General features: G+C 62.0%; 7 protein-coding genes. 1 reads left to right on the forward strand and 6 read right to left on the reverse strand.

Annotated features, from left to right (window positions below; translation table 11 throughout):
• Nucleotides 1–20: 20 nt before the first annotated feature.
• On the forward strand, nucleotides 21–806 hold the full coding sequence (gene rph / locus RCAS_RS20430; RefSeq protein ID WP_012122393.1) for a ribonuclease PH: 786 nt from the start codon (nucleotides 21–23) through the stop codon (nucleotides 804–806).
• Between the two features lie 50 nt (nucleotides 807–856).
• On the opposite strand, the gene RCAS_RS20435 is transcribed toward rph, so the two are convergent.
• From RCAS_RS20435 to RCAS_RS20465, 6 genes are all read right to left on the reverse strand, one after another.
• Nucleotides 857–2659, reverse strand: coding sequence for a glycosyl hydrolase (locus RCAS_RS20435; protein ID WP_232280082.1), 1803 nt, complete (start codon nucleotides 2657–2659; stop codon nucleotides 857–859).
• A gap of 912 nt (nucleotides 2660–3571) precedes the next feature.
• Complete coding sequence (locus tag RCAS_RS20445; protein WP_012122395.1) at nucleotides 3572–8845, reverse strand: Ig-like domain-containing alpha-2-macroglobulin family protein; 5274 nt, start codon at nucleotides 8843–8845, stop codon at nucleotides 3572–3574.
• An 81-nt stretch (nucleotides 8846–8926) separates the two neighbouring features.
• Nucleotides 8927–10135, reverse strand: coding sequence for a glycosyltransferase family 4 protein (locus tag RCAS_RS20450; RefSeq protein WP_012122396.1), 1209 nt, complete (start codon nucleotides 10133–10135; stop codon nucleotides 8927–8929).
• Between the two features lies 1 nt (nucleotide 10136).
• Complete coding sequence (locus RCAS_RS20455; RefSeq protein WP_012122397.1) at nucleotides 10137–10850, reverse strand: class I SAM-dependent methyltransferase; 714 nt, start codon at nucleotides 10848–10850, stop codon at nucleotides 10137–10139.
• 13 nt (nucleotides 10851–10863) lie between these two features.
• Entirely contained in the window at nucleotides 10864–12051 is a 1188-nt protein-coding gene (locus tag RCAS_RS20460) for a glycosyltransferase (RefSeq protein WP_012122398.1), read from the reverse strand.
• A complete protein-coding gene (locus RCAS_RS20465) occupies nucleotides 12048–14153 on the reverse strand; it encodes a hypothetical protein (protein WP_012122399.1) in 2106 nt (701 codons plus the stop codon). Before RCAS_RS20465 ends, RCAS_RS20460 begins: the two co-directional genes overlap by 4 nt.
• Nucleotides 14154–14161: the final 8 nt, after the last annotated feature.

A 14161-nucleotide genomic window follows, 5' to 3' on the forward strand; every position in this document is an offset into this window, starting at 1 on the left:
GTCGGTTCACAGGAGTGCGTATGATTCGAAATGATGGACGAGCGCCCTCTGATCTGCGTCCGGTGCGGATCAGCATCGACACCTACGGCTACGCCGAAGGTTCGGCGCTGATCGAAATGGGAAATACTCGGGTGCTCTGCACTGCCAGCGTCGAAGAGGGGGTTCCGCAATGGCTGCGCGGTCAACAGCGCGGCTGGGTCACTGCCGAATATGCGCTCCTGCCGCGCTCGACGGCACAGCGCACCCGCCGTGAACGCAACGGTCTCTCCGGGCGCACTCAGGAGATCCAGCGCCTGATCGGGCGGGCGCTGCGCGCTGCGGTGGCCCTTGAAGCGCTCGATGGCTTCACGGTCACGATTGACTGCGATGTGCTCCAGGCGGATGGCGGTACACGCACGGCATCGATCACCGGCGGATATGTGGCGTTGGCGCTGGCGCTGCATCGCCTGACTGCCGCCGGACGCCTTGCCGCCAACCCGATCCGGCGCGCGGTGGCCGCCGTCAGCGCCGGGTACGTCGGTGGAAACGCACTGCTCGATCTCGACTATAGCGAAGATAGTGTCGCCGATATGGATTGCAACCTGGTGTTGACCGACGATGGCGCGATTGTCGAGGTTCAGTCCACCGCTGAGGCGCGTGCGGTCAGTCGCGCGGAGTTCGACGTCCTGATCGACCTGGCAAGTGATGGCATCCATCGCCTGCTGGCGCTCCAGCGCGAGGCGCTGGCGCCGGTTGTGGAAAGGTTGGGGGTGGCAAGTGCGGAGTTGCAATCGGAAGATCGGAGCGTGGCAGATGGTGGCGCGTAGGAACGTGGCGCCGCCGTACCGACGGGTTCGCGGATTCTTTGATCGTTGTCTCATCGCCGATGAACCACGTACACCGGCGCCGGTCCGAGGTCGATGACCAGGCGACCCTCGCTGGCGATAATCGTCGATGAGCCGCCATCGCGTGTGATCAGGGCGGCGGTCGATGCGCCGGTGCGGATGCTGGCGCGTACCGGCGCCGGCGCCCACAACACGTCGATGGTTGTATCGCCGCGCTGAAACTGTGCGTCATACGCTTCCGGTCCGCTGACGGCGAACAGGTCGTCGAGATAGATGGTCCCTCCGCTGGCAAGGTCATCCGGTGCATCGTCGAGCACAATCGCGTCGAGGCGAGCCGGAAAGTCGACCCGCCCGTTGCCATTGCCGCTGATCCGGTCCCATTCCGGCGCAACGCCCACGATTGGCGCCTCCAGAATGCGCCATCCCGGCGGTCCGATTGCACCCAGGGTAAACTGCAACACTTCCCCTTCTGCATCGCGCACCCAGACTTTGAGCGTGTTTCCTGAACCGTCGCCGTACACCCACAGCCCCAGCGCGTAAGCGCCGTCGGGAATGGGCGCCGGGCGTTCGCGCCGAAAGACGATGAACTCATTGGTGCGCGAAGCGAATGTGTAGCGCAACTGTGCCGCGCCGCGCCCGCTGCGCGCGCGCTCACCGGTCGGCGTCAGATCGCCATACGCCTGATCGCCGCGCCGCCATGAACCAAACTGCTCGAAGTCGAGCACGGTAGTTCGGTTGAACAGATCACGCACGACCACCAGGTCGGCGCCCGCTAGATTCTCCACCATCACCCGATATGCGGTAAACGACGGCTTCAGGCGGCTATAGTCGAAATAACCAACGCCAGTCCCTACCAGACCATAGGGGTTGCCGGGGTCGTCCTTGAGCGTATACCAGAAAACCTTCTCAACACCGGCGCTCCAGAGCAATAACATTGAGCGCACCAGAAAATTGGCCTGATCCTGCTCATTCACCAGTCCAACGGGGTCGCGGTCGCCGCGCCCGCTCGACCACCCAATCTCAGTGACCCAGATCGGGCGCGCGCCGTACTGCTCGGCGACGGAACGCGCCGCTTCGACGCCGGCGACCAGGTTGCCGATCTCTGGCGCGCTTGGGCTGACATACGGATGGATGGCAAGAATGTCGAAACTCTGCCATGCGCCTGCTTCGGCGACCTGCCGCAGAAACGATGGCTCGAACGAATAGACCCCGCCGATCAGAATGGTCGCCTCTGGATGGACCGATCGGATCGCGGCGGAAGTGAGGCGCAGGAGTGTGGCATAGGCGACAGGATCAGGGGCAGGCTTCCAGAACAACGGATTGTCCGGCTCATTCCAGATTTCCCAATGGGAGATATAGTTGCGGTAGCGCTGCGCAACGGCGGCGGCAAAGGCGGCAAACCGTTGCGGATCGGGAGCGTAGAACGACACGCCGTGCGGAATGTCGCCGGGGAACGGGGTTGCCCATCCCGGCGGATGCCCGATGACTCCCAGAATGTTCACTCCACGTCGATTGAGCGCGCGCACTGCTTCATCGGTGAATGTCCAGTCGTAAGGGGCATCGGGCGTTGGCTGGATTCGAAACCAGTGGAAATCCTCACGCGCCCAACCGACCCCCAGGCGCGCGACGACGTCGGCCGGCACATGCATTGATGCAGGGTCCCAGTAGCGTGTTGCCAGATGGCTGTTAACGCCGAAGGGCGAATCACGCAGCGTTGCCCGGGACGTTTCCTGGACAACGAGCGAGGTTTCAGGCGGCGCAACTGCCGGCAACATCGCCAGCAGCAGTGCTGTCGTCACCACAATGGAAAGAATGCGGTCAATGCGGAACGGCAATGTCGAGCGCATGGTGCGGCAATTATATCAAATAACCGTCATCCACCGGCAACCCATCAACCTGACAGGAACAAAGAGCGCACTCAACCGCGCGCCACAGAGAGCGCGGATGCCCGCCGCCAGCTCCGCGCAGGCGGGGGCTGCGTGCGCGCATCTGTCTGAAAACGGCGTCAACGTCATACCAATGACGATTGACGATGCCGCATGCGTGTCATTCCGAGCGCAGCGACTTGTCATTCCGAGCGCAGCGACGGGTCATTCCGAGCGCAGCGACTTGTCATTCCGAGCCCTTCGCTTCGCTCAGGGTAAACGCAGCGAGGAATCTGCGCGGGTCGCGCAAGACCCCTCGCGCTGCGCGGGGTGACGATGCTGGATGTCCACCGGTCATTGGTATGAGAGGTGAGAGGGGTGAGGCGGGAGGGGCGAGGCGTGAGGCGCGAGGGACGAGGCGAGGGGTGATACCAATGACGATTGAAGATGCCGCATGCGTGTCATTCCAAGCGCAGCGACTTGTCATTTCGAGCGCAGCGACTTGTCATTCCGAGCCCTTCGCTTCGCTCAGGGTAAACGCAGCGAGGAATCGAAGCGGGTGGCGCACGACCCCTCGCGCCGCTCGGGGTGACCATGCCGGATGGTCACCGGTCATTGGTATGAGAGGTGAGAGGGGTGAGGCGGGAGGGGCGAGGCGTGAGGCGCGAGGGACGAGGCGAGGGGTGATACCAATGACGATTGAAGATGCCGCATGCGTGTTATTCCAAGCGCAGCGACTTGTCATTCCGAGCGCAGCGAGGAATCTGCACGGGTCGCGCAAGACCCCTCGCGCGGCTCGGGGTGACAATGCTGGATGTGCATCGGTCATTGGTATAAGTGCACTTCGCGCAAGCGGGGGCTGCGTGCACTTCGCGCGGGCATTCATGCTCGTGCGGCCGCATCGATCCGCACCATGTTTGCCGTCGCCACGCCGGTGAATGCGCGACCTCCAGGCAGGATCAATTTGGGTGGCGGTGCAGCGTATGCTCCCGCAACAGACGCACGCGCCAGATAGGTGTATTGGTGAATGCCAGGCGGCAATGTTTCAGCGGCAATTTCAATCCGGTCGTCAAAAGCGTCAATCTGGAAAATCGAACCGGCGTCGGTCTCGACCAGCGCAAATCCTGCGGGAAGCGCATCACGCACCGACACAAAGCGTCGTTCATGGAATGCTGCGAGTGTCAGCCGCACCTGCACCAACTGTCCCTGTTTCAACCCCACCGGATTGATCGGCGCACCAGTGCGTGGGTCCAGATATTCGCGGAGCAGACCGACGCCTTCGAATGAGAGGGGAGCGCTGACCGCGTGTGTCGTCTGCCACGCGACCAGCGCCGGCGCGCCGCTACTGGTGACAACCAGCGTGTTGGTTGGGCGCAGATCGGCAATGGGGATGGGAACCAGGCGCAGCGTGGCATCCGGCGTATCGGGCAGGGTGATGGGTGCGCCATTCAGGGAGAGGGTAACGGATGCCGACGCATCTGCTGGCATAATGACGCGCAGCGCCTGCACAACGCGCGCAGTTGTCAGCGCGTCGCCCCATCCGGTTGGCGTCATCCGAGCGATCAGCCAACGCGTGGCGTCGGTTGCCAGCGGATGGCGCGGGGATGCGTGATGGATCGCACGCATCGCCAGCGCCGTTGTGGCTACGTCGTCATAAGGGAACGCACTATCGGGCGGTGCGCTCCACCACGCCTTTCCATCTGCGCGCTGCGCCAGACTGATGAGCCGGGGCAGCGTCGGGCTGACGCGCGCCTGATCCGGCGGCAACACGAACAGATGGCATGCCATCCCGTGAACGTCCAGTTCACCCTCGTCCCAGTCACGCGGAAGCAACGACTCAACAACACCGAGTTGGGTCAGCGCAGAACTCAGGCAGAAGCGCGTTTCGAGCGGAACATCAGGATCACGCACAAGACGAAGCGCCAGGGTTGTCGCGCGTTCAAGCGACCCGTCGGGCAACGGGACACCGGCTGCCTTTGCGTCGGCGAGCGCCTCGAGCACGATGGCAGTGACGGCTGGATTTGACCCGCCACCGAAGCGCCATGACCATCCCCCATCGTTTGTCTGCCGTTCTACCAGGTGTTTGGTTGCTGCCTGCACATCCGGGCGCGCCTCTGTCAGCGACGCTGCCATCAGGATGATAGCCGCATCTTCGAGCGAATGTCGGTCAGGAAGTGCCATGAACGCGCGCGACTGTTCCAGCGACAGCCCCTTCAGCGACGGTGCAACGGCGAGATCGAGCCACCCCCACTCCGCCGAACCATCACCGGGTCTTGCGATCTGCGTCTCGAAGCGATCGGTCACAAGAGCGCCGCCTGAGCTGCTGATCGTTGCGGCAGGCGAGCGTACAGGAAGCGTCGTGCGCACTGTCTCGCTGAATGCTGCGCCGGTTGTCACCGTCGCCTGCACCTCCAGGGCAATAGCATCAGGCGCGCGCAGCGTGAACGGGAGGGACGTCACGCCTGTCGCTGGAATTGTGACGATCTGAACGCTCGATGTTCCATCAGGGAGGCGCAGTGCGACGCTGGTTTCTCGCGTTATGCCGTCGGTTGTCGTGAGACGAATGCGGGTATCGATCTGATCGCCAGCGCGCGCAAACGGCGGCGCAATAATCTGTGCGGCGACCGGTTGAACGACGGTCAATCGCGTGCTGACTCTGCCGATACCGCGTTCACCGGCAACCCACACATCCACCGGAACGATGCCGGGAGAACGCGGCAACCGCGCATTGATGCGCAGCACACCGGCGTCGTTCGTTCGTTCTACACGCCATACAACCGTTTGCTGCATCTCAGCGTCATCGGTCACAATCCGTACCAGCGTATCGACCGGTGTCGGAGTGTCGTTTGCATTGGTGACGGTAAGTGTGAGTGTGGCGTTCGTATCGGGTGTATACGTTTGTGCATCAGTCGTCAGCGTGAGTGACAGCGACGTGTCCACCGCTACAACCGGTAGATCGACCTGCAAGGGGTGTTGAACGGGCAGGCGTAGTGCAGGCGTCAATGTCACCCAAACACCAGGCGCATCATCAGGCGTCAGGGTCAATGTCATCGGTTCACCGGCGCGCAGGGTGCGCAATTCTTCCCGGACATCTCCCGAACTGCTGTGGACGGTCAGCAATGCTGGTCCTTCAGGAAGCGCCGTGAGCGGCAGGAGCAGCGCCGTATCGCCTGGTCGATACTGACGGCGGTCGGTCAGCAGCATCGTTCCTTGCTGCCCTCCGCGCCAATCGGTAAAGCCAGGCTGGTATGCGCGCAGAATAAGGTCGGTTGGCGGAGTCGCCTGAGCGACGCTGTCGAGTGAAGCGCGCACCCGATAGACGCCAGGCGCCGGAAGCGGTACGCTCAATATCGCTCTTCCATCGCTGTCGGTCTCGACCACACGACTCAGAATCGGTCGATCCACAGGCGATGCCGCAGCGTCATTGGATGCCTCGCCATTGAGCAGCGTCGCCTCGATCTGCACACGCTGTGCGGCGAGCGGCTGATCGCCGATAAGTGTGATGACTTCGACACTCGCTGGCGTCCCCACACGGACAATCGACGACAGCGTGCGAAGCCCGACGAGTGGCGCAGGCGGCGTTTCGAGCAGTCGTTCGATAGTGATTGCAGGTCCATATGGTTCGGCAACCCGGGCGCGGAAGCGGTAGCGATAGAACGAAGCAGGCGATAGAGAGGGTGTGGCAATCACCAGCACGCCGTTGCTATCGGCTACTCCTGTGCCCGACAACGGCGGTGGAGGGTCGGCTGCGCCGAACACGATCTCGCCATTCATTGGAGGGGACAGCGGTTCGCAGTCGATAGTCCAGGCGACATCGGCACCGGCAACCGGCAGTCCTTCCGGGGTGCGCACGGTTACCAGCACATCGTTGTTGTGATCCCTGGCGACCGTCACACGGAGCGGCATCGATTCATCGACATAAAATGCAAGTGTGCTGTCTGTATCCTGCGGTGTCGAAACACGATAGATACCGGGTTGCGCATTGTCTGAAAGCGGCAACGTTGTCTCAAAGACGCCTGTTCCATCGAGGGTGATCCGCTTCTGCACTGTGCGACCGGATGGATCGCGCACTTCAAGAGAGAGCGGCAATCCTGGCGTTGGCGGTTCGAACGATTGCCCGTCAACCTGACGGGCAAAACCGCGGATCGATACCTGTGCGCCTGGCGAATAGACAGTGCGGTCGGTTGCCAGAACAATGCGCAGGCGCGGCGCAGGCGCGGTCGGTGGTGGCGTTTCCAATGCAGCGAATGTGGACAGATCGCTGCTGATCGCCACAAGATCGCGCGGATTCATACTGCTCAAATCGATGGTCCACACCCCGCGGTCATCGCTGCGCCCGACGGCGACCGGTGAACCTTGACGGTAAAGTGCAAGCGGCGCATCAGGGATCACCGTTGCGCTGACCGTATCCGTTGTCCACACAATTGCGCGTTGCCCAATGACCTGAAGCGAGAGCGCAGCGCGCGAGACAACGAGAATGACGCCGGTTCCTGCGCGTTCGGGCGTGCGGAGGCGCAGGAAGTAGATGCCCGATGGCGGCGGCGAGCCATCGTCGAGCGTCACCGTCACGTTCGATTCGACCGTTGTATTGAGCGGATCGGCGAGTGGTTCGGACCATGAGCGCAAGAGTGACAGTCCGTAGCGTGACGGCTCAAAGGCAGTCCATTCCGAGTCGCTAAAACTCAAGGCGCGCAGCAGCGTGGCCTCATCGAGCCGATAGAGCGCCAGCCGCAATTCCGAGAGATTCGTCCGTCGCGTCAACACGCCAATGGTCTGATCGGGAAGCGCCTGGATCACACGCCCGGTCGCCTCTGGCAGGGTCAACGATGGTACAGCAGGCGCCGTAAAAAAACGCACCTGATAGTCACGTTCGAGCGCAACGCCGGCACGATCGGTGAGCGATGCCGGGATGGTGATGGTATACAGCGTTGCCGCCTGGAGCGATGCATCGATGCGCGCTTCACCATCGTTGGTGGTCACACGCAGGGCATCGACCGGCGGATCGATACGCAGTTGTGCGCGCAGCGCCTCGGCATCGACCGGAGTGCTGAAGATCAGGCGCACATTGCTTCCAGGCGGAAGCAGTTGCCCCTCGCCGGGGAACCGTCCGATCAATGCCGGTTTTGGCGCGGTAACGAAACTCCAGCGATACGGTTGTGCCAGGAGCGCCGTTCCATCCGCCAGCGCCGCCGGAAGCGCAACGGTGTAAGCGGTTCCTGCCTGCCACGCAATGGTGGGCGTATATGTCACAATCTGCGTGCCATCGGGCAAAAGCGCTTCTTCAAGCGTCCCAGGCGCCGCAGGCGTAATCGAAAGTGCGGCTTCGAGCGCCTGAAGATCGACCGGTTGCGAAAACACCATGCGCAGCGGTTCATACGGTCCCACCAGGCGCGCATTCGGCGGCGGCGACACCTCACGCACCATCGGCGCCAGCGTTGTAAACGACCAGGTATAGGCTCGTCCAAGCGGAACACCACTCTGATCGGTCAGGTCTGGATCGAGGGAGAAGGTATAGCGCACGCCAGGGCGCAGCGGCTCGGATGGACGGAACAGCAACGTCGCCGGGTCGAGCCAGGTGACGCTTCCCGCCAGCGGCGGGTCGCTCCGGAGAGCAGGCAGCGTCGCAGAGCGGGCAAGGGCGTCGAGCGAAACAATCGGGCGGCTAAACCGCACACCGACCAGCGTATCGAGTGCGACGTCAACACTGCCATCGCGGGGCAACAGGGCAGTGATGGCAGCAGGCGGCGCTGTCTCGAAGGCGAACGTGAACGGTTGCGCCAGCGGGCGAAAATACCGACTCAGCGCCGTTTCCGCAACCGTGATGTGGTAACGCACGCCAGCCTGAAGCGCAGTCGTTGGCGTGATCGTCAGTGTTGTGCGATCCAAATCCCAACCATAGACGACATCCGTCGCGGGATCGATACGCAACGCATGCTCGACGCTCGGCGGATTCATCGATGCACTGAACTGAATAGTGAGCACCGCGCGTGGCGACACACTGCGCGCGCCATCAGGCGGCGACACTGAAACAACCGCAGGAACGGCGGAGAGCGCGGGGAGGATGAGGAAACGCGCTCCTGGCAGCGCCAGGGACGCCACCACAATGACCAGCAAAGCGCCGGTCCAGATCACACCGATCTGTCGCAGCACACGCACGCGTCCTCCTCGACGGCAAGCGGCGAGGCATACCAACGAATGCCCGGGAAAATCGCTATCTCGTTTGCAGTATAGCACACGTCACAGCGATGATGCGCCGATCTGATAGAGCGTCTGCCAGACGCATGCCAGCCGGTTCCAATTGTAAGCCTCCGCTCGCAGACGCGCCCCCTGCGCCAGTTGCGCGCGATACGTCGGATCGGTCAACAAGGTCGTTATGCCATCCGCCAGCGCGCGCGCATCGCCGGGAGAAACGATCAGCCCGGCAGTGTCGCCGAGCATCTCACGCCGGTCGCCAACGTCGCCGGTCACGACCGGCACCCCTACCGCCATACTTTCGACAATCTTGAGCGGCGATCGCGCAGCGGCGGCTGGCGTCGCTTCCACCGGATCGACCGAACAATCGCCGACTGCCAGCCATGTGAGCGCAGTTTCAGGTGGAATGCGCCCTGCCCAGATGATCGTCCGCTCCAGACCACGCGCCCGGGCATATGCCATCAGCGCCGGACGATCATCGCCGTCGCCAATGATCACGAGGCGTGCCGTGGGGAGATGTTTCCCCAACATCGCAAACGCATCAATGAGCAGACGCACCCCATGCGCCACGGCGCTGATTGCGCCGAGATAGACCACCGTCGGATGATGGGTTAGACCAAGCGCCGTGCGTAGTGCCGCGACCTGACGCGCGTCCGGCGGCGTCTGCCGTTCCAGATCGATGCCATTTGGAACGTAGCGCAAGCGTTGTTCGGGCGCCCCCAGGCATCGCAGACGATCATAGAGGAAGTGCGTATTGACGCTCACTCCACGCGCCATCTGTGGCAGGCGATCCTCCCACCATGCCACAACCCGCCGTTGCCAGGCGCCGCCAAAACGATTTGCCTCCGCCTCGTAATCGTCGCAATCGACATACAGCGCCGTGCCGTTGCGTGCCGCCAGGATGCCAGCCAGCCCATTGATCGGCTGCGGCTTCGCCACATGGATGGCATCGGGGCGCAGGCGGACGGTTGCCAGCGCCAGTGCCAGGGCGCCTTGCAGTGAAACCGACGCCAGTTCCAGCGCGCCGAAGTGCCGTCGCTCGCCGGGCAGCCCGTACACGTGCATCTGCCCGACATAGGCGCAATGCACCCCGTCATGGGCGAACTGTCGTACCTTCAGCCGGTCGAAAGTCGGGTGGAGCATCAGCAGATGCGGTTCGTACCCCTCGCGCGCCAGGCGGCGCGCCAGCGGCAGCCAGCGCCCGCGCGGCGATGGATAATCGAGACCGGATGTGCACAGGAATGCGATGCGCATGCTATTTTGTCGCGGCGACAATCAGCGAGACGCCAAACCGGCGGCAGGGCGTCCGATCAAGAAGGTTGGCGACAGCGCGAAACAGCGGTTGCAGTTCACGTGGGCGCAGCATATCGAATGGCGGCGACATCCAATCGACGCGAATATCACGCCACCCCGTCTCTTCGAGCAGTTGTCGGATGCTGCGTGCCGTGTAGATGCGGGCGTTGGCATACCGATGATGAAGCGGATCGGGCAGCCATGAAGCAAACGCGATAAAATAACTATGCGGGATGCCGCGCAATCCATGGGTCTCGAATGGAAACCATTTGTTTGGCGCCGTCAGCAACAGTGTTCCATCCTTGCGCAGGACGCGCCGGATTTCGCGCAACACGGCTCGCTCGTCTGTAACGTGTTCAATCGTCTCAATACAAAAAACAACGTCAAAGGCGGCGTTCTGAAATGGCAACCATGCGCCATCAGCCTGCCCCACGCCAATTGTTGGCTTGATCTGAGGATGGCGAATAAATTCGTTCAGCCAGTGCTGATCGATATCGACACCCCAGACCAGCGCGGCTTCACTCCCGATTGCCAGGGTATAGGCGCCGTTACCACAACCCACATCAAGCGCCCGCGCGCCATGCCAGGATCGCATCGTCCGCAGTGCAGCAAGGCGCTTCTCGATACCCGTGTACCCATAGCGGATCGGTCGACCGCGATAGATCGTATTCTTCATAGGGTCTGAAGCGTTACAACACCCTCGGCGACGCCGTCTGCGGCGCCGGTTGTTCGGCGTGCGCTGCGGACGGTTCCGCCAGTTCTTCGATCAGGCGCACCAGCGGCATCCATGAGTCGCGCTCGCGCGCCACACGGATGTTTTGGGCAAACGGTTCAGCCAGCCCCTCACGGAAAAAGCGCACAATGGCATCCGCCAGTGCAACGCTATCCCCTGGCGGAACAATCAATCCGGTTTCACCGTCGTGGATGGTCTCCGGCATCCCGCCGACCGACGTTGCAATCATCGGCTTCTCGAACCCGATTGCCAGTTGCGCCACACCACTTTGCGTCGCTTCGAGATAGGGGAGTACGACCGCATCACATGCCGAGAAATAGACCGCGATCTGTTCGTTGGGAACATACTCGCTATGGAAATGCACCACGTCGTCGAGACCGAGTTCGCGCACCAGACTGCGATACGGACGATCATCCTCCCAGAACTCGCCGACGATCAACAATCGCGCAGGAATGTGCTGACGAACCAGCGGCAGCGCCCGTATCAGATGACGCAGCCCTTTGTAGCGCCGGATAAACCCGAAGAAGAGCAGCACCGGATCATCGGCGTTCAAACCAAGGCGGGCGCGCGCGTCGGCACGCGGCAACGGCGTGCGGCTGAACACATCGTAGGGTGGGTGGGTGACCCCTTTGATGCGCGCCCACGGCAGCGCGCGCCGCAGCAGTGCGAAATCTTCTTCGCTCATCACAATGAAGGCATGCCCACGCCAGAGAATACGCCGCGCCAGATACCAGTCGAACATACCACCATCAGGAGCAATGACGTGATGGCATAAAAAAAGGATGCGCACATTCGTATGCCGGTGCACCAACCGGGTCAGCACAAACAACATCGGCGACCAGAACGGCGTCCACCACTGAAGCAGCAACAGATCAGGGTTATCGCGCTGGATCATGCGAAAGGCCCGCCACCAGGTCAGCGGATTCATCGGGGTCAGCACCCGGTCGCACTCGATACGTAGCGCACTCTCATCAGGACTGGGGTCCATCGCCGTATTGCCGGGGTAGAGCCATTTGGGATACTGCTTGAGGTACGAGATCAACCGGACATCGTGGTGCTGGCGCAGATGATGGGTCAGGAGCGTGGTGTAGTGCGCAATGCCACCGCGAAATGGGTAAGTCGGACCGATCAGAGTAATTTTCATTGCGTCACCAACTCGAAGATTTCAACGCCGTCCCGGTCGTACACCAGGCGGAAGTGCGGACTTGTACGCAATCTGGCGGTATCGATACGGTCTGGCGCCGGAATGCCGCCGGGACCGGCAATCGATTGCGCGCCGCTATAGACGAAGGTATAGCCAGCACTACGTAACCGATCAATCGTTTCAGGAAGTGTCAGATCAATCACCACAGGACGGCCATCGGTCAACGGTCGGCGTCGCAGGTCGCGCGCCAGTGCGTTGATGTCTAATGCATACTGCGGATCGACGCTCAACTCGCTCCCATATGTCATCGGCGGCACATTCGTCTGTCGTCCGGCAAAGAACGGCAACCACCATCCGGCGTCCGTTCCGACGATCATATCACCGCCATAGATCGGATGACTGTTGACAATGAAACGCGCAGCCGGCGGCGTATTCGCGCGCACCCATTCCATTGCCTGCATATCCGCTGGCGTAACCATTCGCATATACGCTGGAACCAGATCGCGTTGCCATCCAACACCCCAGGCGCTGACGAGGATGATGGCGGTTGCGATGGGAATGATCGCCAGTCGTGGTGCAACCCGTTCCAGCACTTCGCCGATCGATGCCAGTGTGACGCCTGCCAGCGGCGTTGCCATCAGGTAGAGAATCATAGCGGCAACATCTCCCTGAACCACTCCGATGCCGGGCAATCCGAGCAGATGCGGCATCGCGGTCGCCAGAGCCGCCAGCACCCACCCGGCGGGCAGGAGCGCATGCCAGGAGCGTCGTCGCGCTGCCAGCGCCAGACCAATCAGCGCGGCTGCAATGACCGGACCTTTGAGATAAAGCGGTGCAAGAGCGGGTACCGCTGCCGCCAGAATCTGCCCGGCTGCGGCTTCGGGGCGCATGGCATGCACCACATTTCGATCCAGATAGCCACTCGAGACGTGCAGCAGCCATGGCAGCGTCAGCAGAAGCGCGACAGCGCCAATCGTCGCGGCGTGTCCCAGAGTCGCCAGCATCATGCCGGGTGAAGCGTGCAAACGCAGCGTCAGCAGAGAGACCAGGATCATCGGCGCTGCCAGGATGGTTGTCTGATAATGACTCAACGACAGCCCGGCGCTCACGATCCCTGCCAACGCCAGCAATCGCCAATTGTGGCGCGGCGACTCGATGGCTGCTATCCAGACGATCAGCACAGCGCCGAGAATAACGTGGCTCGTAACGAAAGGATTGCGCCCCCAAAACGTCAAAAAGGCCGGCAACGTATTATAGAACCCGACAATCAGCGCCGCCCATACGCCAGCGATCACGCTGCCGGTCAAGCGGACAGTCAATGCAAAGACAGTGAGAAGCGTGGCTGCATTCATTATTTGCCCGACCTCAACGACAGCGCGTGTCGCCGGGATGCCGGTGAGCCACGAAACGAATGCCGCATTGGCATGGAAGCCGTAGTGATACGTCAGGGTTGCCAGTGGCGCATACGGCTCCCATGACTGGAACAACCCCTGTCGCTCGACCAGCAGTTGCACAATCAGCGTGTGATGATAGCTGTCCACATTGGAGCCAACCAGCATCTCGCGCGTGGTATAGAGACGGGCAATCAGCGCCAGCGCCACGAGACCGATCATCAGGGGGACGATATAGCCTTGAGCAATCCGTCCGTTCGCCGGATCACGCTGTGGCGCGCGTTCTGACGCCTTTGTGTTGCGCCACACTGCAAACAGCCAGACACTCACGGCAAGAACCACATACATGATCGTCGTGAGACGATTCCAGGGCAGATCGAGAAGATCCGCCAGAAGCAACAGGATCGGCGGCAGCGCTGCTCCGATCCCCCACGCCACGCCAATGCGCTCGATGACGCTCAAGGTATGGTCGCGCCAGAGCAGGCTGATCAATGCCATCCCTGGAACAATCCAGAGCGCCAGCGCTGCGCCTGCCGGCAATGCCAGCCTTCCGGCGCTCGAAAGCGCCCAGACAAGAACGTCGGACGAACCAAAGACGGCAATCGCTGCCAGCCACCCGACCGCCAGTAGCGCCGGAATGACGGCGTATCGCGTCGTCGCCCCGCCGGAGCGGAGCACATTGCTCTTCAGCGCACTATCAAAAGGCTTCATCAGGGCGG

This window comes from Roseiflexus castenholzii DSM 13941, from assembly GCF_000017805.1.
GTDB classification, from domain to species: Bacteria; Chloroflexota; Chloroflexia; order Chloroflexales; family Roseiflexaceae; genus Roseiflexus; species Roseiflexus castenholzii.

What these genes read in the sequence shown, in the direction of transcription:
- rph (WP_012122393.1), top strand. Translation starts at nt 21, where the DNA reads ATGATTCGAAATGATGGACGAGCGCCCTCTGATCTGCGTCCGGTGCGG.
- RCAS_RS20460 (WP_012122398.1), bottom strand. Translation starts at nt 12,051, where the DNA reads ATGAAAATTACTCTGATCGGTCCGACTTACCCATTTCGCGGTGGCATT.
- RCAS_RS20455 (WP_012122397.1), bottom strand. Translation starts at nt 10,850, where the DNA reads ATGAAGAATACGATCTATCGCGGTCGACCGATCCGCTATGGGTACACG.
- RCAS_RS20465 (WP_012122399.1), bottom strand. Translation starts at nt 14,153, where the DNA reads ATGAAGCCTTTTGATAGTGCGCTGAAGAGCAATGTGCTCCGCTCCGGC.
- RCAS_RS20450 (WP_012122396.1), bottom strand. Translation starts at nt 10,135, where the DNA reads ATGCGCATCGCATTCCTGTGCACATCCGGTCTCGATTATCCATCGCCG.